At 37.9% G+C, this 20,019-nt stretch carries 22 protein-coding genes; 15 read left to right on the forward strand and 7 right to left on the reverse strand.

Annotated elements, in window-relative coordinates:
- The coding region (locus ABYK33_RS06375; protein WP_373032207.1) for a Mur ligase family protein at window positions 1–1,338 on the forward strand (1,338 nt) is incomplete at its 5' end.
- Between the two features lie 6 nt (window positions 1,339–1,344).
- On the opposite strand, the gene ABYK33_RS06380 is transcribed toward ABYK33_RS06375, so the two are convergent.
- Entirely contained in the window at window positions 1,345–1,776 is a 432-nt protein-coding gene (locus tag ABYK33_RS06380; RefSeq protein ID WP_373032208.1) for an META domain-containing protein, read from the reverse strand.
- A gap of 64 nt (window positions 1,777–1,840) precedes the next feature.
- On the opposite strand from ABYK33_RS06380, the gene ABYK33_RS06385 reads away from it, so the two are divergent.
- On the forward strand, window positions 1,841–2,635 hold the full coding sequence (locus ABYK33_RS06385) for a hypothetical protein (RefSeq protein ID WP_373032210.1): 795 nt from the start codon (window positions 1,841–1,843) through the stop codon (window positions 2,633–2,635).
- A gap of 10 nt (window positions 2,636–2,645) precedes the next feature.
- On the opposite strand, the gene ABYK33_RS06390 is transcribed toward ABYK33_RS06385, so the two are convergent.
- Both ABYK33_RS06390 and ABYK33_RS06395 read right to left on the reverse strand, forming a co-directional pair.
- On the reverse strand, window positions 2,646–4,052 hold the full coding sequence (locus ABYK33_RS06390) for a CHAD domain-containing protein (RefSeq protein WP_373032211.1): 1,407 nt from the start codon (window positions 4,050–4,052) through the stop codon (window positions 2,646–2,648).
- Window positions 4,053–4,079: 27 nt separating this feature from the next.
- Window positions 4,080–4,343: a hypothetical protein gene (locus tag ABYK33_RS06395; protein ID WP_373032212.1), complete on the reverse strand. Its 264-nt coding sequence runs from the start codon at window positions 4,341–4,343 to the stop codon at window positions 4,080–4,082.
- Between the two features lie 146 nt (window positions 4,344–4,489).
- Here ABYK33_RS06395 and ABYK33_RS06400 point away from each other — a divergent pair, with 146 nt between their 5' ends.
- Both ABYK33_RS06400 and ABYK33_RS06405 read left to right on the forward strand, forming a co-directional pair.
- On the forward strand, window positions 4,490–6,367 hold the full coding sequence (locus tag ABYK33_RS06400) for a TRAP transporter large permease subunit (protein ID WP_373032213.1): 1,878 nt from the start codon (window positions 4,490–4,492) through the stop codon (window positions 6,365–6,367).
- 55 nt (window positions 6,368–6,422) lie between these two features.
- Entirely contained in the window at window positions 6,423–7,391 is a 969-nt protein-coding gene (locus ABYK33_RS06405) for an AAA family ATPase (protein ID WP_373032214.1), read from the forward strand.
- Here the strand turns inward: ABYK33_RS06405 and ABYK33_RS06410 are convergent.
- Window positions 7,388–7,741 (reverse strand): thioredoxin family protein, encoded by a 354-nt coding sequence (locus tag ABYK33_RS06410; protein ID WP_373032215.1) that lies wholly within the window; start codon window positions 7,739–7,741, stop codon window positions 7,388–7,390. The two genes, ABYK33_RS06405 and ABYK33_RS06410, sit on opposite strands and share 4 nt — an antisense overlap.
- A gap of 12 nt (window positions 7,742–7,753) precedes the next feature.
- A complete protein-coding gene (locus ABYK33_RS06415; RefSeq protein WP_373032216.1) occupies window positions 7,754–8,152 on the reverse strand; it encodes a cytidine deaminase in 399 nt (132 codons plus the stop codon).
- Between the two features lie 99 nt (window positions 8,153–8,251).
- Between ABYK33_RS06415 and ABYK33_RS06420 the strand changes: the two genes are divergently transcribed.
- From ABYK33_RS06420 to ABYK33_RS06430, 3 genes are read left to right on the forward strand one after another with little or no spacing between them, the layout of a single operon-like run.
- Window positions 8,252–8,470, forward strand: a complete 219-nt coding sequence (locus ABYK33_RS06420; RefSeq protein WP_373032217.1) for a hypothetical protein — start codon at window positions 8,252–8,254, stop codon at window positions 8,468–8,470.
- Window positions 8,471–9,316 carry a fructosamine kinase family protein gene (locus ABYK33_RS06425; RefSeq protein ID WP_373032218.1) on the forward strand — a complete coding sequence of 282 codons (846 nt, stop codon included), beginning with the start codon at window positions 8,471–8,473 and terminating at the stop codon, window positions 9,314–9,316. It abuts the gene before it with no gap.
- The gene (locus ABYK33_RS06430) at window positions 9,313–9,819 is read left to right on the forward strand and encodes a protein disulfide oxidoreductase (protein WP_373032219.1); all 507 of its coding nucleotides are present in this window, start codon (window positions 9,313–9,315) and stop codon (window positions 9,817–9,819) included. The genes ABYK33_RS06425 and ABYK33_RS06430 overlap by 4 nt, the downstream gene beginning before the upstream one ends.
- A gap of 75 nt (window positions 9,820–9,894) precedes the next feature.
- On the opposite strand, the gene ABYK33_RS06435 is transcribed toward ABYK33_RS06430, so the two are convergent.
- Both ABYK33_RS06435 and ABYK33_RS06440 read right to left on the reverse strand, forming a co-directional pair.
- Window positions 9,895–10,446 carry a DUF2490 domain-containing protein gene (locus tag ABYK33_RS06435; RefSeq protein ID WP_373032220.1) on the reverse strand — a complete coding sequence of 184 codons (552 nt, stop codon included), beginning with the start codon at window positions 10,444–10,446 and terminating at the stop codon, window positions 9,895–9,897.
- Window positions 10,447–11,028: 582 nt separating this feature from the next.
- A complete protein-coding gene (locus ABYK33_RS06440; protein WP_373032221.1) occupies window positions 11,029–12,327 on the reverse strand; it encodes a phospholipase A in 1,299 nt (432 codons plus the stop codon).
- 193 nt (window positions 12,328–12,520) lie between these two features.
- On the opposite strand from ABYK33_RS06440, the gene ABYK33_RS06445 reads away from it, so the two are divergent.
- The 8 genes from ABYK33_RS06445 to ABYK33_RS06480 form a co-directional block, all read left to right on the forward strand.
- Window positions 12,521–14,623, forward strand: a complete 2,103-nt coding sequence (locus ABYK33_RS06445; RefSeq protein WP_373032222.1) for a patatin-like phospholipase family protein — start codon at window positions 12,521–12,523, stop codon at window positions 14,621–14,623.
- Between the two features lie 80 nt (window positions 14,624–14,703).
- Window positions 14,704–14,949, forward strand: coding sequence for a glycine zipper domain-containing protein (locus ABYK33_RS06450; RefSeq protein WP_373032223.1), 246 nt, complete (start codon window positions 14,704–14,706; stop codon window positions 14,947–14,949).
- Window positions 14,950–15,120: 171 nt separating this feature from the next.
- Entirely contained in the window at window positions 15,121–15,900 is a 780-nt protein-coding gene (locus ABYK33_RS06455; RefSeq protein WP_373032224.1) for a TOBE domain-containing protein, read from the forward strand.
- 3 nt (window positions 15,901–15,903) lie between these two features.
- Window positions 15,904–17,376 carry an OprD family outer membrane porin gene (locus ABYK33_RS06460; RefSeq protein ID WP_373032225.1) on the forward strand — a complete coding sequence of 491 codons (1,473 nt, stop codon included), beginning with the start codon at window positions 15,904–15,906 and terminating at the stop codon, window positions 17,374–17,376.
- A 12-nt stretch (window positions 17,377–17,388) separates the two neighbouring features.
- On the forward strand, window positions 17,389–18,135 hold the full coding sequence (modA, locus tag ABYK33_RS06465) for a molybdate ABC transporter substrate-binding protein (RefSeq protein WP_373032226.1): 747 nt from the start codon (window positions 17,389–17,391) through the stop codon (window positions 18,133–18,135).
- A 3-nt stretch (window positions 18,136–18,138) separates the two neighbouring features.
- A complete protein-coding gene (gene modB / locus ABYK33_RS06470; protein ID WP_373032227.1) occupies window positions 18,139–18,834 on the forward strand; it encodes a molybdate ABC transporter permease subunit in 696 nt (231 codons plus the stop codon).
- The gene (locus ABYK33_RS06475; RefSeq protein ID WP_373032228.1) at window positions 18,834–19,520 is read left to right on the forward strand and encodes an ABC transporter ATP-binding protein; all 687 of its coding nucleotides are present in this window, start codon (window positions 18,834–18,836) and stop codon (window positions 19,518–19,520) included. The genes modB and ABYK33_RS06475 overlap by 1 nt, the downstream gene beginning before the upstream one ends.
- Window positions 19,521–19,565: 45 nt before the next feature.
- Window positions 19,566–20,019 (forward strand): PhnA domain-containing protein (locus ABYK33_RS06480; protein ID WP_373032229.1); only part of this gene is annotated, 454 nt, incomplete at its 3' end.

Consider the following 20,019-nt stretch of genomic DNA (forward strand, 5'->3'; position numbering starts at 1 on the left):
AAAACATGGTGGCACTTTGTATACTTCCTGGTACCGTTTGCACTTTATGCTTTTGTAGATGGTATGAGTGAGTATGGTTTTGTAGTTGTTATCGCTTATCTTGCCTTGCTGTTCCAGTGGTATAGAGGACTTGATAAACCTTTGGTGTTTACAGGAAGGGTCAAACGTTTCTTTACTGCGCTGATTCTTTTTGCTCTTTTCATTGCTGTAGTATTTAAGCATTTTGCCGTAGTGTTGCCACTCTTTTTAGCCTATTTTGTTTCCATGTTCATCGAGAAGATGCTCTTTAACGGGTTTAAAGTCAAAGCTCAAAAGAAGATAGAAGAAATGGAGAACCTCACTGTCGTGGGTATCACGGCTAGTTACGGAAAGACAAGTATTAAAAACTATATAGAACATTTACTCAAAGCCAAATACAAAACCTACGCTACACCGCGTTCTGTCAACACACTTGGCGGCGTGATGAAGGATGTCAATGATGACTTGCCTGAAGATACTGAAGTCTATGTCGTTGAGATGGGTGCCAGAGGTGAGGGTGACATTGCTGAGATCAGTACTTTTGTAAACCCTCATTATGTTGTTGTCGGCAAAATAGGCCCTGCACATATAGAGTACTTTAAGACCATGGAGAACATCCGTAACACAAAGATGGAGATACTCAAAACAGAGAGACTCAAAGAGGCGTGGATACATGCAAGTGCCAGAGTTAAACCTGAGTCAAATGTGCATACTTTCGGAAGTAAAGAGAATTTGGACATACGTACCAAAGAGGCTGCTCCAGAGCATGTCATAGAAAATATCGAAGCGACACTGGACAGTACAAGCTTTACACTTGATGGTGTAGCATATTCTGCAAGTATCTTAGGTGCATTTAATGCTATGAATTTAGCCGCAGCGGTACTTGTGGCTAAAGAGCTTGGACTCACTGATGAGCAGATACAAGAGGGACTTTCTACGCTTAAAGCAGTGGATCATAGACTGCAGCGTATCGATGCCGGTGGGAAAGTGATACTGGATGACAGCTTCAATGGAAATATCGACGGAACAATGGCTTCATTTGACTTGGCAAGTACCTATAAAGGACGTAAAGTGGTCATTACTCCAGGATTGGTTGAAGTAGATGATGCGTTAAATATTCAAGTTGCACAAAGAGCGAATGAGGTCTTTGATGTGGTGGTTGTGACAGGAGATTTGAACTATGCTATCTTTAAAGATCATGTGGATGCTGATAAGTTAGTGAAGCTTGCCACTAAAAGTGAAATGGAAGCGATGCTTGTAGAACAAACACGCCCCGGAGATCTGATACTCTTTGCAAATGATGCTCCAAGTTTCGTTTAATGAGGTTTAACTACTCATCCATTTAAAAAAGAGTTCATGCTTTGAACTCTTGACGACTATACCGTCTACACCATTCTTAGTAGCTTCAGTGACAGTAAATCCTTCTTTCATCGTTTTATGCAGCCTTGTTCTCACGTAGCTGTGTATAGACTGTCTACAACCCATTTTTGTGGTTGCCAGTTTTGTGGAGATAAGGGTTTCATTATTTGTTTTTAATTCGCTTGACACACGATTACATCCGTCAAATCCATTTAACCTCATATTTTTTGCATCAAAGTCTAAGATGGCTCTGGCTTTTCGTACATCTTTTCCATCGACAGTACGCAAATGCCAGTTTCCATGAAGATCATCAAGGTCTACACTTTTCGTTTGTGCGGATAGATTTGTGGTACATAATGATACGAACATAGCTAGGCTAAGCGTTTTTTTAGTAAGCATGTAAAATTCCTCATATTATATAGTATAATAAAAATTGTACATTTAAATGATTAACGGGGTATGTATGAGATTTATTTTATTTTTTATTTTATCGGTGATGGCACTTTTTGCTACAGAAATTAAACTTACGGACAAACAGGCCAACTTCATAGCCCAAAAAGTGTGGCAGAATGAAGGTGCAGGTCTTGACAAGTATCTGGTACACTGGAATGATGGTGAAGACTTTGCTTCTGTAGGTATAGGGCATTTTATATGGTTCTCTAAAGGGCATACAGAACGTTTTAGAGAAGTTTTTCCTATGGTACTTGCTTCTATGGAAGAAAAGGGTGTAAAGATGCCAAGTTGGCTCAACTCCAAAACACCACTACCATGGAATACTAAAGCAGAATTTTATGCTGCAAAGAAAGCTAAAAGTAAAAAATACACAGAGTTATTTACTTTTCTTAAATCTACTATGCCTGAACAGGCAGAGTTCATGGCACAGCGTTTAAGTGCTGCTTTGCCACAAATGCTTGAGACCATAGATGAGCCTGAAAAACAGAAACTCATCAAAAAACGTTTTTATGAAGTCATGCACAATAAAGATGGTTCTGTCAACGAAAGAGGGCTCTATGTGCTTTTGGATTATACTAACTTCAAAGGTGAGGGCACACTCAAAAGCGAACGTTACAATGGCCAAGGTTGGGGACTTTTACAAGTACTCGAACATATGGATCCAAAAGAAGTAAATCAATTAAAAGCCTTTGCCGAATCGGCTAAAGCGATGTTAAGCAGACGTATCAAAAACTCTCCTCCTGCACGTGGAGAAGAGCGCTGGAGAAAGGGTTGGAATGTTCGTTTGGATACGTACTGGAAATAAAGGTTCCAATTTAAAGTTTGAAGGCCTGTTCTTTGAATTTATGTAGTTGTTTTATGGCTTTACTCAGTAACTTTTTTTGGCTCTTTGAGGTTTTGTCTAAGAGTTTATGTTCCAGTTCTTTTCCTTCAGAGATGTTCTTGGTATTCGATTCAAAATAGTTATGTAGCAGTTTTGTTTGATTGACCGTATCGTTGAAGTCTCCAAGCAAAGTCTGTAATTTTTTACCTTTTTGTATCATTTCTTCGATCTTTTCTTCGCCAAAGATGTGTTGAAATTCTTCTAACAGATAACGAAGTTTTTTAAATGAAATTCTGATCTTATGGAGTTTTTTGTTATCAAAATCTTTTTCCAAAGCATCTATTTTTTTGACGATCTTAAAGTGCAGTTCTTTGATGACCTCTTTGGCTGTATATTCAATGGTGTCTTGGTTGTTTTCAGAAGTAAGAAGAGTATCTTTTTTTAATGCCTTTTGATAAGCCAGAAAGAAATCTTCAAATGTTTTACTTTTTAACATCTCATGTATATGTTGCTCTTCATGTCCCCGTTGTTTTTTGATGTCCTTTTGAATCTTGTTATGTTCTTCATCCAGTTGAAGTAAACGTTCTTTGATGACATCAAGATCACGTTTTTGGTTCGTTTGTGTTGCAAATTTTTCCAGGTTTTTATAGAAATAGTTGTGATGCTTTTTAGGAAATAGGAAATCAAACTCTTTTAAAAAAGTTCTGGATTTTCTGATGTTGATCCTAAATTGGTGAAGGTCTTCTGTATCATCATAAATGAGAATACGTTCTTTGTAAGAGAGTATAGACAAAGAAAATTTATACAAGATGACTCGAAGTGCATCCATAGATGAAAGATTGGGAATGAAATAAGCATCAAGCTCATGGATATTTTTTCTTTCAAGTTCTTTGAAGATGCTAGCCAGGTTATAAGCTGTTTGTGGGCTGCCATGTAAAACCATACTTTTATTTTTGAAGGCTTCATCAAAGCTGACATCTTTGATAACATGTGCTTTGAGTATAGAAGGGAGTTTAAACTCTTTAAATGCTTTCATACTCGGAAATTCAATTTCAAGTATGTAGAGACCTTTTAGATCTTTTTTAAACACATCTATGGAGTACTCTTTACCTTCGTAAACAAACATATATCGGTTTTTTCGTACAGGCTCTTTAATGCGATCTTCAAGCTTTTTATGGAACTTCTTTTCAGATATCTCCACTTCTTCTTCATCTCTTGAAGCACCTGTACCACGTTTGACGGTTTTAAAATAACGATCGTCCATTTGTCTATAGCGTACGCTTTTATTGGGTGTAATAGTTGTATAAAATTGAGTGATCTTATGTTTTTTCAGACTATGTCCATGGATAAGAGAAATGATGGAGTCTTTAAGCAGGTACTTTCTTTCTATCTCTTTCATTTATCTCCCTGAGTAAGACATACTATATTACTTTTTTAATTTAAAAACAGAAGGGTCTTCAACCCCTATAAATATATTATAACAAGGACCATGTTTTCCTGATATTTCATATTCATATTTACAATCTAAGTCCAGATTTTTTGCATATGATTCTATAAGCTCAACTACATCTTTGCTTTTGGTAGTGATTTCCAGAACTTTATCACCTTCATATCCTAAGAAACTCTCAATGTAATCGATGTCAAGTTCAATCGCGTACTTAATCACACTCTTCATATTTGCTTGTAACATAAAATTCCTTTTCTACAAATTGTATCATAATTTATTAGATATATTTTACTTTAGAGAGTGAAGAAGAGAGCTATGTCAAAGCAAGCAACCCCTCATCACAAAAAAGATAAAATTAACAAAATATATTTAAAAGAGACATATAGCTTATGAGTGTACAATTTTCCTACTACTTAGATCATATCTCTAAATATGCAGGGATCATTGCAGCATTTTTGGTTGTAGTTCTTTCTCTTTTAGTAGCCTACGATGCGGTGATGCGTTACCTTTTTTCGGCAGGTTCCATTGCACTTCAGGAAGTAGAGTGGCATCTTTTTGATGTTATTTTTTTACTGGGGCTCACGTATGCCCTTAAACATGACAAACATGTAAGGGTGGACATATTTTTTGAGCGTTACTCTAAAGAGACTAAAGCCATTGTGCAGATACTATCGATGCTTCTTTTGGTCATCCCCTTTTCCTTGATCTTTTTGTCTGATTCCATAGATATGTTTATGCAGAGTTATCTGCAAAATGAGATCTCCAGTGATCCCGGTGGACTGACGCATCGTTATATCATTAGGGGTGTATTGGTACTCTCTTTCATTCTTCTCATCGTACAGGCTCTCTCTGAGATAATGAAAGCATTGCAGAGATTGGAAAGTAAAAAAACATTTCTGCGCATTCTGGGTGTAGTGACTCTACTTGGTGGACTTGTGTACACAGCAAATCATTATGACATGGCATATTGGGTTGATCCTATACTGCTGATGTTTGCTTTGACACTGTTTTTACTCATGGCAGGTTTTCAAGTGGCTTTTGTATTTGCAGGGGTGGCACTGCTTTTTGCTGTTATTGACAATGACGTAGGACTTTCTACCCTTGAGATGCTGCCTTACAGAACATATGGTATCATGGGTAACGCTACACTTATGGCAGTTCCGCTTTTCATTTTTATGGGACTCATACTTGAAAAGTCCAAGATGGCAGAGAGTTTATTACTTTCTATGGGTAAACTCTTTGGATCTGTAAGAGGTGGTTTGGCTATCTCCGTAGTACTGGTGGGGGCTATACTTGCCGCTAGTACAGGTATTGTTGGGGCATCGGTGGTGATGATGAGTCTCATCGCACTTCCTTTGATGCTCAAACATAACTATTCGTCTGCATTGGCGTCGGGTTCCATCGCTGCAAGCGGTACGCTTGGTCAGCTGATCCCTCCTTCTATCGTGCTTATCATTTTGGGTGATCAGATGCACTTGTCTGTGGGTGATCTGTTTCGTGCGGCTGTGGTACCGGGACTGTTGCTTATCATATTGTATATTATTTATATCCTGGTCATTTCCTATATGAATAAAGAGATCGCACCGGCTATCGTTTCAGACGAACCTTATGGAGATGTACTTAAAGAGGCGATCAAAGAGATCATCCCTCCTTTACTGCTCATAGTGGTAGTGCTGGGTTCCATCTTTGCAGGTATTGCATCACCTTCAGAATCCGCTGCTATCGGTGTGTTGGGAGCAGCATTACTGGCTATGAGTAAAAGAACCTTCTCCTATGAGATGATACGCTACGCAGCTATCGAGACAGTCAAACTCACAGCAATGATCTTTATGATACTCATCGGAGCAACAGCTTTTTCACTGGTCTTTAATGAACTGGGTGGTGGAGATATGGCAATGGAATTCTTCACTGGAGATATGGAAGATAAATGGATGTTCATCTTCATCGCCATGCTGGTCATTTTTCTACTGGGCTTTTTCATTGATTTCATCGAGATAGCCTTTGTAGTCGTGCCCATTTTAGTACCGATCGTCGCATCTTTTGGCATAGACCCTGTATGGTTTGCTATCCTCATAGCCATGAACCTGCAGGCATCGTTCCTTACGCCACCGTTTGGATTTGCTCTGTTCTACCTCAAAGGTGCAGCAGGTGACAAAGTAAGTACAGGAGCTATCTATAAAGGGGTAATACCTTTTATAGTGTTACAAATTACGGCATTGCTTATCATTATTTTTTATCCAGATCTGATCTACCTGTTCGGGAAGTAAGATGATAAAGTGATTTATGGGTATCATAATATCTAGATGAAATAAAAGGGGTAAGATGACACCTAGAGAAGCTATTGGAATATTAGAAGATAGTATGAATGCATCGGTTTTAGGTCAAGAACATGTTGTTTCAAGATTGATCATGGGTTTACTTGCTGATGGCAATATTCTTGTAGAAGGTTTACCAGGTCTTGCAAAGACCAAGGCTGTGCGTGCGATGGCAGATGCGATCGATGGCAAATTTTCACGTATACAATTTACCCCGGATCTGCTTCCTTTGGATGTAATAGGTACTCAACTGTTATACGATGAGGATGGAAAACAAACATTTCATTTTCATCAAGGACCAATCTTTGGAAATATCATTTTGGCAGATGAGATTAACCGTGCACCAGCCAAGATTCAATCAGCCATGCTTGAAGCTATGGAAGAAAAACAAGTGACTGTAGCAGGAGAAACACATAAGCTTCCTGATCTTTTCATTGTCATGGCAACCCAAAACCCTTTGGAACAAGAGGGAACATTTCCTTTATCTGAAGCACAAAAAGACCGTTTTTTTATGCATGTGAAGATCGATTATGCAAAGATGGATGCAGAATTTCAAATGATCAAAATGATACAAGAGGAGAGATTTACTCAGAGTGAACTTAAAGAAAAGATATCTCAAGAACTGATCTTTGCTGCACGCCGTGAGGTTGCCAAAGTGAAACTTAGTGATGCATTAGGACATTATATTATTGAGCTTGTCTTTGCAACACGCTATCCGCTTCGACATAGTAAACAACTTGAAGTCATGATCGATGTTGGGGTAAGCCCGAGAGCTACTCTGGCACTTACCCAATGTGCTCAGGCAAATGCATGGATGTTTGGAAGAGAAGAAGTGACAGTAGTAGATGTGCATGCTGTCATTCATGATGTATTTCATCATCGTTTAGTCATTAGTGAACATGCGCTTATGAATAAAAGAACTGCTGAAGAGATCATAGATATTCTCTTAGAACATGTCCCACTACCAAAAGTTTAAGTAAAGAGGCGACTCAAAAAGGATCCTTTGCCTGCCAGTTTGTCTATGAGTTCAAAGTAGTAAGTTTCGTGCTTGAGTCCCAATTCAGGGTATTTGAGTTTTTCATCTTTGAGTACGGCTATAGTAAAAGGAACAGAACGTACCTTGAATGCAGATGCCAGTTTAGGGTTTTTTGAAACGTCACATTTCACTACTTTGACACCATTTTCTTCACCATATGTTTCAAGTCTCTCATCTATAAGTTTAGTGAGCATCTGACAAGGTCCACATGTGGGTGAGTAAAAGTCTATAAAGACCGGATTTTCGTTGTTTTTTATAATTGTTTCATAATTTTTATCTGTAAGTTCCATATGCAAGTGTATCTAGTTTTTCTTTGCTTTACTGGCTTCCCAACGGTTAGGCAGTAGTTCATCCAATGTGATGTATTTTTCTGTAGAGAGATAGACTTTTGTGTTAATGTTTTTCGTGTCGACTTGAAATATTAATTCTCTACATCGTCCACAAGGTGGTCTCATAGAGTTTGAGCTTACAGCAACGATCATCTCGATCTGTGTTTCTCTATTTTTTAGCATTTCAGCGATGGCAGAGTGCTCAGCACAAAATCCAATGCCGCAAGCTACATCGATGTTAATACCGGTGTACACATTCCCATTGGTCGTCAAAAGTGCAGCAGCTACTGATCCTGCAGAATAATCAGAACTGCTTAGTTCATATTCTCCAAGTATTTTCTGTGCTTCTTCGATCAATTCTTTTGCAGTCACACTATCCCTTTTTAACTATCATTTTTATATTGTCAGTATATCAAAATATTCTGCCATTGGGAACAAGAAGAAAACAGACTTCTTACTGTAAAATACAACATGGAACAAAATATAAATTTAGAACTTAAACAAACCACCGTAGAAAACTTGCATCTCTTTTCTGAAATGCTCAAAAAAGACGTCAACAGTATGCTTGAAGAAGCACTTGAACAATATTTCGATAGTGAACAAAAAAAGCTTATGGAAAAAAACATCAATGACGATAATGCCATGACGAACTTGGACTTTGATGAATTTTGGGATGACCTGGACGTTTAAGTGCAAACAAAACTCAGTGAAGCTTTAGGTCAAAAAGTAGAGTCGTTAGACTTCTTTCAGCACGGACAGATAGGTGACATTTATAAAGCCAGTGTAGAGGGACAAAGCTATGTGGTGAAGACCTCTACTCAGACTGACAAACTGGGCATAGAAGCAAAGATGCTAGGTGATCTGTATGATGCAAAGATACGTGTACCGAAAGTCATTATGGCCAAAGAATCATTTTTAGTACTTGAAGCTATAGAAAGTGTTAAACAAGCTAAATATACTCAAGAGATAGAAGCTGCAAAGCTTTTGCACAGACTGCACTCTGTGACAAATGAAAGCCGTATGTATGGCTACTACTATGACACGACCATCGGTCCTTTTCCCCAGCATAATGAACAAACCCAATACAACTGGACACTTTTTCTCGGACAAATGCGCATCATGCCTATGGTAAGACTCTGTTATGATGAAGGTAAGATCTCTAAGCAAATGGTAGATAGGTTAGAAGGATTGTGTAGAGACTTATATAAGCGTGTCGATATGAGTAAAATATATCCTTCTTTACTCCATGGTGATGTCTGGAGCGGGAATGTACTTTTTGAGAGTGAAGGGGCTTGTCTGATAGACCCTGCCATTTACTATGGTGACAAAGAGATGGAACTGGCATTTATTCTGCTTTTTGATACTTTTTCAGAGACATTTTTTAATGCCTACAGTGAAGTACATCCTTTAAGTGAAGATTTCCATGAAACCAAGGTTCCACTCTATCAGATTTATCCTGTTTTGGTCCATGTTGCACTTTATGGCGGCAGTTATGTAGGACAACTTGAGCAAATATTCAAAAGGTTAAAAGTATGATTAAGATCAACAATTGGAATATAAGATCTATAGTAAAAGAGATTGTTATAGCATTGGTACTTTTATTTGTATTGAGCAACATTATGAGCTATATACGTAAGCCGGAACTCTCTTCAACGCAACTCCCTCACATAGAAGCAAAACTCTTAGATGGAACTACCTTTAAGATGCAAGAGGGGAAACCTTTACTTATATACTTTTGGGCAGAGTGGTGTCCTACATGTAAATTACAATCTTCCAATATAGAGTTTGTCTCCAAAGACTATAATGTGCTGACCATTGCTGTGAACTCAGGCAGCGATGAACAGATAAAAGCATATATGAAAGAGCATGAACTAAGCTTTAAAGTCATTAATGATAAAGAGGGAACCTGGGCAAAACAGTTCAATATAGAGGTATATCCCACAACATTTATCTATACTGCCAAAGGAAAATTGAAATTCACTGATGTAGGATATACGACTACAGCAGGCCTCTTGGCAAGATTTGAATGGATCAAGTAGTAGATGTTATAGAGTTTAATCTCCTTACCGCTATTTGAGAGCTTAAGATCTATTTCTACTGATCTATAGCCTGATCTACATCTTTATCCTCAATGTATTGGACAATCTTTTTCCCCACATCGGATAGTATTGTATTTTAAAATAAACTGTGTTTGAATCGGATGATGATATCTCTCCAAGGGGTGACTGGTATTTCCACGCCAATTCAAAACGTAATTTTTCCTTTTTACTTAAACTTCGTTCCAAACTAAGTGTGACACGGGATTCACGATCATAGGTATCTTGAGAGTCAGCATCGTTTTCATCATGATAATAGCTTTTAAACCCTGTAAATTTATACCAGGAATTTTCATTGGAAATCGGATTTATTGTGTAGTGTGTACGAAGACGTAAACGCAGTTGTGTAGAGTCTGTTTTGTTATCCTTGAATCTCTCTTCAACTCTTAAATAGGAACTTAACTTCCATTTTTCTGTAAATGTATAAAAATGACTGATACCTAGATAAGGTCTGGTCTCAACATTATTATCTTCTTCTTTATAGTTCGTATAGTAAAGTCCTAAACCAACATGCAAAGCCAAATCATTATTAAGCCCATAGGAAACTGAGGGCTTTACATAATATCTCACCAGTCATCACTTTCAAAGACTTTTTGAACACCAATATTACCCTGTACGGTATAATCTTCAGTTGAATACCATGGGGGGGTAGAGTTCCAGTACGAGTTGTTGCTCATTGTCTGAAGCTTTTAATGTAGGGCTTACAAAATATAATGCCAAGAATAGGGTGATAGTGATCTTTTGTAGCGAAATTATAATATCTTTATATGGAGTGGGACTTTGATAACAGCGATACAGGTGGTGATAAGCTTGATGACATAAGTATGAGCGGACCGGTAATTGGTGCTAAATTCCACTTCTAAAACCATATAAATATGTTGGACTCTGAGTATGCCTCAGGGTTCAATTATTACTACACTTTTTTCACCTTTTTTCTTAAAATACTCCTTAATAGTATACAAATCAAATCTTATCATGCAGTTCACTCTTCCTCACGCTTGATATTTTCAAATACATATGGATATTGCTGTAAAGATCCAATATAATAGGTGGCGAACATGTGATAATGGTTTAGAAAAATTTATGAAGAAGTTTACCTCATGCTTCAAAGCAGATAGATATTATCCGCTAGAAGATAAGGTAAGAAGGCTACTAGAAAAGCCCGTTAGAGAAAGAGAAACCAAATGATACTTTAGTAACGTCTACATTATAATCGATCAAACTCTCGCCATATCCGTTAAAGGCTTTAAAATACCAGTTGGTATTAGGTGAATCAAACAGTGGGTATGAATATGTAAATTCTACAGCACCTCTGTTGTCACTGTCAAAACGTAAGTTGTTTCTCACCATTAGCCCAAACTGATGTTTATTATAGAGATAGTTAAGCTTGATATCCCCATATCCAAGATAGTTGTGAATATCAGGATTATCATCCCCATCACTCTCTGCCTGTATAAGGTTAGGATCACCAGCAGGAGGTGTTTCACCATTATAATATGCATCTGATTTCGCATCTTCTGTTATACGGTACCATGCACGTGTTGATAAGAAGAGGTTACCCCATTGCCACATTCCTGTCGCATAGAGACGGTTCCAAGATCTAGAACGATATCCTTCTTGTCCGTTAGACTCATGTATGAAACCTAATTTAACGGCTTTAAGTCCGATAGAATCATCTAGACTTTGTGAAGTCGGTATAGTCATGAAAATCTCAGGCTGGTAATTGGTCTCTCTAAATGGGCCTGATTCATCATAAAGCTGCCACCATACTTTTTGTGTATAGGCCGCAGTAATATATTCATCCCACCCGAACAGATTGAAACTTAGCTCTTTTTTCAAGCTTAATTGAAATACTACTTCAGTGTTTTCATTATACTCTGCATATGGAGTACCGGCGAGGTCCTGCATAGGATATAGTGAAGAAACTCGACGTGGTTTGTCTTTAGAGTAAGAAAGCGGTAATATATAGTTGACACCATAAGGTTTAAGACCAAAGAAATCACCGTCTAGGAGTGAAGTTAACATTGCTTTTGTCTCTGGTGTACTTGTATCCATCTTAGCCAGGGCAAATTCTGCTCCGGCTTTTGCACTGTCTTGTCCAAACTGTTCACTTAGTCTAGAAGAGAAAGACTCATCTGCCTTACCGCCGAATTCCTTTTTCTCTACAAAAGAGTATTTAGAAGCTGCTTTTTTATACCAAATTGACGCCTTTTTATAATCAACTTTTGTACCTCTTCCCTGTTCATACATTTCTGCCAAACGGTACTGCGCTGCCTTATTAGCTTTTTCTGTAGCCTCTTCTAATATAAGAGGGAAAGCTTTATCATACTCTCCCGCCTCATAATATTTTAACCCTTGCAGATACTGTCCAGCCTCTATAGTATTTGCACAAAGCCCTACTGTAAGGCCTAATGCAGCAATTGCAATTTTACTAAAACCTGTTCTATACATGTTTACTACTCCCTTATCCTTTTACTATGCCTATGCAAATAGTGTATCATAATTTATTTATGATTATATAGGTATATTTTGATTTTTTTATCCAAAAACGGAATATTTTATGGATTTAATTTAATTAATAGAGTTTATGATATAAGATATATAATACTCTTTTTTTTAAAACTCCACTAGTAAGGTAACACCTATGAAACGCTTTTTAAAATACCTCTTTATTTTCACTATGCTTACATATTCACTCTATGCAGAAAACAATAATACAGAACGTACAAAAGTCAGTGCCTCACTGGTCATTTCAGGTGGTGTCAGCCTTGGTGCGTATGAAGCAGGGTATAACTGGGCATTGATCAAGATGCTGACCAAGGTCAAAGCATCAAGTCCATTAGTAGATCCTGAGTTGAGTTCTATAGCTGGTGCATCAGCGGGTTCCATCAATGCTTTACTTTCTGCCATGTACTGGTGTCAAAAAGACTCTGTCCCTTTAAAGAACCATGTTGATGACAATCTATTTTATGAAACATGGGTTAATCTTGGTATAGAAGATCTTACCATATATGGTAGTGACCCTGAAAATAAAAGTTCATTATTTACACAAGATGGTTTAAGAAATAAAGGTGATAAGATCATCGAACATCTCAAAAAGCCTATATTTGAAAAGAATTGTGAAGTACCTTTGGGTGTAGCAGTTACAAAAGTCACACCTATTGTTGAAGAAATCAGCGGTATCAAGATGAAAAATCAGAATTTTTCTGTACCACTGACTTTTAGAGAAAAAAATGGACAGGGAATCGTTGAAAATAAAGTCTTACCGCCAAGTACAGCATTTTATCTCTCTATCCCCGGTATAGAGAAAGATAGAAAAAAAGTCATCAATCTCCTTCTTGCTTCAGGTGCTTTTCCTGGAGCATTTCAACAGATAAAATTGGATTATAGATATAAAGGTAAAAATTACTCACATTATTTTGTAGATGGTGGGTTATACGATAATGTACCTCTAGACTTAGCTATTTCCCTTAATAAAAATGCTTCAACTTTTTTCTTTATGGACCCGAGCAACATTAGAAAAGAGGCTGTTCGGTCGAAAGAAGATGAAGAAGAACAGATTCCTGTTGGTTTCATCACTACGAACATCGGCCCAGTCTTTAGCAGTTTTGATATCATGCAATCGATGAAACTCTATGATGCTATCAATAAGAATTTTAGAGGTAATTCAAACAAGAGACTGGTACTCTCCTCTCGCTACCATCCTATTACCGGGAAATACTTGGCACATTTTGGTGCATTTTTAGATATAAACTTCCGTGTTTATGACTATTATGTCGGTGTGTATGATGCGATCTACCATCTTGCAGCTGCATTTATAAGACATTTTCCAGAGAGATATGGGCATCTGTCTCAAATAGAAATTATGGATTATCTGAAAACGTCATTGGGCTTAGATGAAAACTCTGAAGCTTTAGCGGCATATAATCTATTTCTAAATACTGAATTTCATCATATTAAACCAAAAACAATGGATAGATTTTCTGCAATTTATAATGCATTTGATCTGAAAAAAGCTGATAAAAAACGTTACGATGGTGCAGAATTTAAGACATTCCTCACAAAATTGGATATGAAGTATCTGGAAGAATCCAAAAATTCTTTTATTGCTTATGCAAAGTCAGATATCGATAACATGTACAGAAGACCTTTGAGAGTTATTGTGGAGCGTATCACTACACTGGAAAATGAACGGGATCAGGCTGGAGAACCAGGTGCTTTTGCTACAGCTACAAGTGTTTCTGCTTGGGCGGGAAGTGACTTGCTGAAAGAGAAAAACGGTTTTGAATTTTTACCGTTAAATGTACCTGAAGATGAAGGAAAAGAGGGAATGCGAACAGCACTGAGACTTTTACCCGGAGCGATAGCTGCAGATATAAAAAATGGGGGACTAAGCTTTGGATATACGGCCCGTTATTATACTGCGAATAGAGATATAGTCAACGGTTTCGAAGCAAAAGCCTCTTATATCAACAGTGACGATATAAACGATTTTGTACGTTTAGATGTAGATGCATTTAAAGCATATAGTAATGTCATTAATTTTGGTGCAGGAGCAAGCTTCTTTGGAGATATGAAAGGGAAATTCTATAAAGAAAATACTGCTTATGGAGTCAATGCCTATGTGGATCTTATGGATATATTGAGACTGACCTATGTACACAGGGGTGGAGATACAGGTAATGACGATTATATTTATTTGGGTATTGAAAATATCCCTAGTCTTATTTATTGGTTAAATCGATAAGTATTTGAAAAAAGTAAAAATATTTATATCTTTAAACTATTTGTGTTATGATATGAATATCTATAAAAAAGGAGAAAATTATGAAAATGTTAAAAATTAGAAATATGTTGGTTGCAGGTGCAACTGTAGCATTGATGTCAGGGTGTCAATCAACGAAACTTGGTGATGTGACTGGTAGTAAAACGGGTGATGCAGCTCTCCTTGGAGCAGCGGGAGGAGCAGTTGCAGGACAAATTATTGGTGGTAGCACAAAGGCAACATTAATAGGGACAGCCGTAGGTGCTGGTCTGGGTGCAGCTGTAGGACACAGTAAAGAAAACGAGTAAAAGCTGCTCAGCAACTATCATTTCATTTGTTCTGTTCCCTCTTTATTTGTTGGAACAGGACAAAACTCATACGTAAATAATCTAGATCTTTATTATCTCTGTCATCTCATTATATACTAAGATATATAACGCTATAATTTTCGTTATATATCTTAGTATATAAGGGAAGGGATGGAACTCACCTCAAAACTTACTTTGGAAATGTTAGGTAAACCTTTTTTACTGGAGAAGCGTATAGAGCTGCTTCATGCCATAGAAGAGCATGGTTCTATCTCCAAAGCGGCAAAAGCTGTACCCATGAGTTACAAAAGTGCCTGGGAAGCAGTCGATACTATGAACTCTCTTTCGCCAGAACCTATCGTTTCTAGAGAGACAGGCGGGAAAGATGGTGGGGGTACGACCATTACAGCCTATGGCAAACAACTTTTAGAAAACTATGCGGTACTCAAAGAAGAACATACACGTTTTTTAGCAAGGTTGTCAGATTTGACAGATATAGAAAGTGGGGCATTTAAGACCATCGGTAGACTTTCTATGCAGATCTCTGCACGAAATCAGATACAGGCTAAGGTAGTCTCGGTAAAGTGTGAAAATGTAAATGCAAAGATACGCTTGAAGTTGAAATGTGGACAAGAACTGATTTCTGTTATTACCAAAGAGGCTGTAGAAAATTTGCATATTGAAGAGAAACAAACCGTCATAGCGATATTTAAATCCACTGCGGTGTTATTGTCTGGTATGAGGGATGTAAAGAGTAAAGAGAATGTAGTAGAAGGCATCGTGACCAAGATAGAAAAAGATGTTGAAAATGTTAAAGTACTGGTAGATATAGGAAATCATGACACGATTGTATCTGTGATGCCTATAGAGATTTTAGAAAAGATGGAACTCAATGAGGGAAGTTCGGTCAAGGCTATAATAAACGCCAATGATATTATGATAGGGAAATAAAGAGTGAAACAAGTTAAACTGGTATGGATTTTGATAGCTTTGATAAGCGCAGTATATGGGACGGAAGATTCTCAAAAACACAGTTTAAAATGTAATATGCTGCATCTGTATGATGAAGTACCAGGAGAGGCTAAAGACATCACTGAAATGTTTTCGCAAGGCATATTTTACGGTCGGATACGTTTTAACAGTTTTGGCCTTAGATGGAAAGATGAAATAGAAAATGATAAAGGTATTAAGTTAAGAGAGAACCATACTGTTGCAGCTATAGGCGGAAGTATGATCTATAAAAGTGCCATGTTGAATGGTTTTAGTGTAGGTGCAGGTGTATATATGAGTCAAAGTATCGGAAGTTTGGATGATGATGAAGCATATCTTTATAAAGCAGGTAAAGGGGTACTAAGTCGATATGACTTACTGACTGATGACGCTGGGTATATCACTTCTTTAACACAAGCCTATGTAAAATATAAATATAAAGAGACCTCTGTAAAGTTCGGTCGACAGCTATTTGAGAGTTTTTTAACGAAGAGCAATGATACAAAAATGATACCCAATGCCTTTGAAGGGCTTACCCTGCATAGTAAAGATCTGCCGGAAACATCACTCAAAATGGCATACCTCACAAGACAGAAGTTAAGAGACCACTCTGATTTCCATCATCTCTTGGCAGTAGGGGATGACCCAAATGATCCTTATACAATATATAGTGAAAATGATGATTCTGCTATGCATGCGGGTCTAAAACTATCTGAACTTGAGGCCAGAGGTATAGACGATCATCTGATCATTGCAGAGATGAAAAATGAAAGCATTGAAAACCTGACACTGACCATGAATTATACAGCTGCACCTGATCTGGTCTCTTCAGCAATGATCCAGACTGACTACAGGTTTTATCTAGGGGGTTTATCTATCATACCAGGACTGAGATATATGAAACAGTTTGATGATGGTGCAGGTGCGATAGGGGGTGCAAACCTTAAAACACTGACAGATGGCTACAGTGATCCAGATAGTTTGGATACATCACTTTTCGGTGCCAGGGTCGATGTCGTCGAAGATGCATTTAAATTGAGATTTGGCTACACAAAAGTAGAAGATAAAGGTGACATAGTGGCACCATGGAGAGGTTTTCCTACGGCAGGTTTTACGCGTGCAATGGGACAGTATAACTGGTATGCAAACACAGACAGTTATATGGTACAACTTGATTATGAATTTGAAATGATCGAGGAGTTTAAGATCATATCACGTTTTGTAGTACAGGATTTTGATGATGAGAAAATAGGGGTACAGGCAGATTCAAATGTCTTTACTATTGATCTGTTTAAGGGGCTTGGAGAGAGCCCTTTATATGTGAAGACAAGATATGCACATGTTGACGGAGATGATGATACCATCGCGGCCAATGGTACACTTAAGAAAGACCCGTCTTATGATGAACTGCGTATTGAACTCAATTATTTGTTTTAGAAGATGAAAAGTATGAAAAAAACAGTTTTACTACTTTTACTGAGTTTGGTAAGTGTAAGTGCAGGAGAGATCACTATCGCTGTAGCTGCGAATGTGAGTTATGCTATAGAAGCGTTGAAAAAAGAATTTAATGTAGCATATCCACAGACACAGGTACAAGTCATCCTTGGAAGTTCAGGAAAACTGACGGCACAGATAAAGCACGATGCACCTTATGGACTTTTCATGTCAGCCGATATGAAATATCCTGAAGCACTTTACAGTGAGAAGATCGCAGTTACAGAACCTGTGGTATATGCGCAGGGGGCATTGGCATTTCTGTCTGTAAAAGATCAGAATTATACTGTAGGGATGAACATACTGGAATCCAAAGAGATCAAAAAGATAGCCATCGCAAACCCTCAAACCGCACCTTATGGTATCGCTGCGGCAGAGGCTTTGACAAATGCAGGTCTGTATGAAGAGTTAAAAGAGAAATTTGTGTACGGTGAGTCTATTTCTCAGACGGTGACCTATGCAGCGACAGCTGCAGATATAGGGCTTGTAGCAAAATCTTCACTCTTAAGTCCTCAAATGTCAGAGTATAAAGAGAATATTCACTGGAGTGATGTAAATGAAACGCTCTATACACCCATAAGTCAGGGAATGGTGATACTGAAAAAAGGTGAGGGAAACCCTGAAGTGAAAGCTTTTTACGATTTCATACTGAGCAAGAAAGCCAAAGAAATATTGAAAAATTTCGGATATAAGGTGGAGTAGATCATGGAAATCTTTGACTTTGCCTCATTGGACTTTGCCCCTTTTATACTTTCGTTCAAACTGGCAGGACTAACAACACTGATCCTGTTTGTACTTTCTTTGCCTTTGGCATGGTATCTCTCTCAAACCAATTCAAAAACCAAACCAATTTTAGAAGCTGTGACAGCACTGCCTATTGTACTTCCTCCTTCTGTTTTGGGTTTTTATATTTTGGTTGTGTTGTCTCCAAACTCCGCAGTAGGTGGATTTTTTGAAGATCTTTTTGGTGTCAAATTGGTTTTTTCTTTTACAGGTTTAGTAGTAGCAAGTTGTTTTTACTCACTGCCTTTCATGGTACAGCCTTTGCAAAGTGGATTTGAATCTTTGAACAAACATATGTTGGAAGCATCATATCTTGCAGGCAAGAGTAAGCTTCAAACAGTTCTAAAGATCGGATTGCCAAATATCAAACCTTCACTGATCACAGCGTTGATCATTACGTTTGCACATACTGTCGGTGAGTTTGGTGTGGTGCTCATGGTAGGGGGGAGTATCCCCGGTGAGACAAAAGTGGCTTCTGTAGCTATCTATGAGATGGTTGAGGTAATGGAGTATGGTAAGGCACATATCTACAGTGCTTTGATGGTTTTGATGAGTTTTGTTGTGCTCTTGTCGGTGTATATTTTTAACCATAGTCAGCGTAAAATAGGTGTACTTTAATGATACAGATTGATATACATAAAAAACTGCATGGCAGTCAGGGTGACATGAATCTTGATGTAAAGTTAGATATACAAAAAGGCGAGTTTGTTGCACTGATGGGTGAGAGCGGTTCGGGTAAAACAACACTGCTTAGAGTGTTGGCAGGATTGGAAAAAGCAGAAGGGGAGATAAATGTTGATGATGTATTTTGGTTAAAGAAACAAAAAATGCTTCCGCCACAACAAAGGGAGATAGGGTTTGTATTTCAAGACTATGCACTGTTTGAGAACATGAGTGTAGAAGAGAATCTTCTGTATGTCAATGACGACAAAGTACTGGCTAAAAAACTTCTTCAAATGACTGAACTCAACAGACTGGCAAACCGTAATGTAAAAGGTCTCAGTGGCGGTCAAAAACAAAGAGTCAGTCTTTGCCGTGCGATGATGAATAAACCTAAGCTTTTATTGATGGATGAGCCTCTTTCTGCACTCGACCCCGCGATGAAAACAAAATTACAGGATGAGATACTAAAACTGCATAAAACATTTGGTACAACCACTATCATGGTAAGCCATGATGCGGATGTCTCATATACTCTTGCTGACCGTATATTGGTTCTTGATCATGGAAAGATCATCGCGGATGGCACTCCTCAAGAGATACTTCTAAAAACTTCTACGATCACCTATACGCTTTATGTATGAATATTTAGATAAAATATCATGAATTAACAGGTCTAAAGGAAAACAATGAGTATGAATGCATGTGAATTATGTGGTAGTGAAGAGGAATTAACAGCGTATACAGTAGCGCCAAAAGACGACACTATAACGATATGTAGTACTTGTGCCTCATCTATAGAAGAGCCAACAAGTAATGAAAAACACTGGAACTGTCTGCATGACAGTATGTGGAGTACAGAACCTGCAGTACAGGTGATGGCATTTAGACTTTTAACACAGCTGGGTGCGCAGGATCAACTTGATATGCTTTACCTTGAAGATGATGTAAGAGCGTGGGCAGATGAAGGTTTGGCAAATGAGAAGCAGGAACCGACACGAGATGCCAATGGTACCATCCTGGTAGAAGGTGACGCTGTAAGTATCATCAAAGACCTGGTGGTTAAAGGTGCAGGCTTTACAGCTAAACAGGGAACTACTGTTAAAAATATCCGTATGGTACCAGGTGACCCGACACATATCC

Origin of the sequence: Sulfurovum sp. (assembly GCF_041562805.1) — a bacterium.
Lineage (GTDB): Bacteria > Campylobacterota > Campylobacteria > Campylobacterales > Sulfurovaceae > Sulfurovum.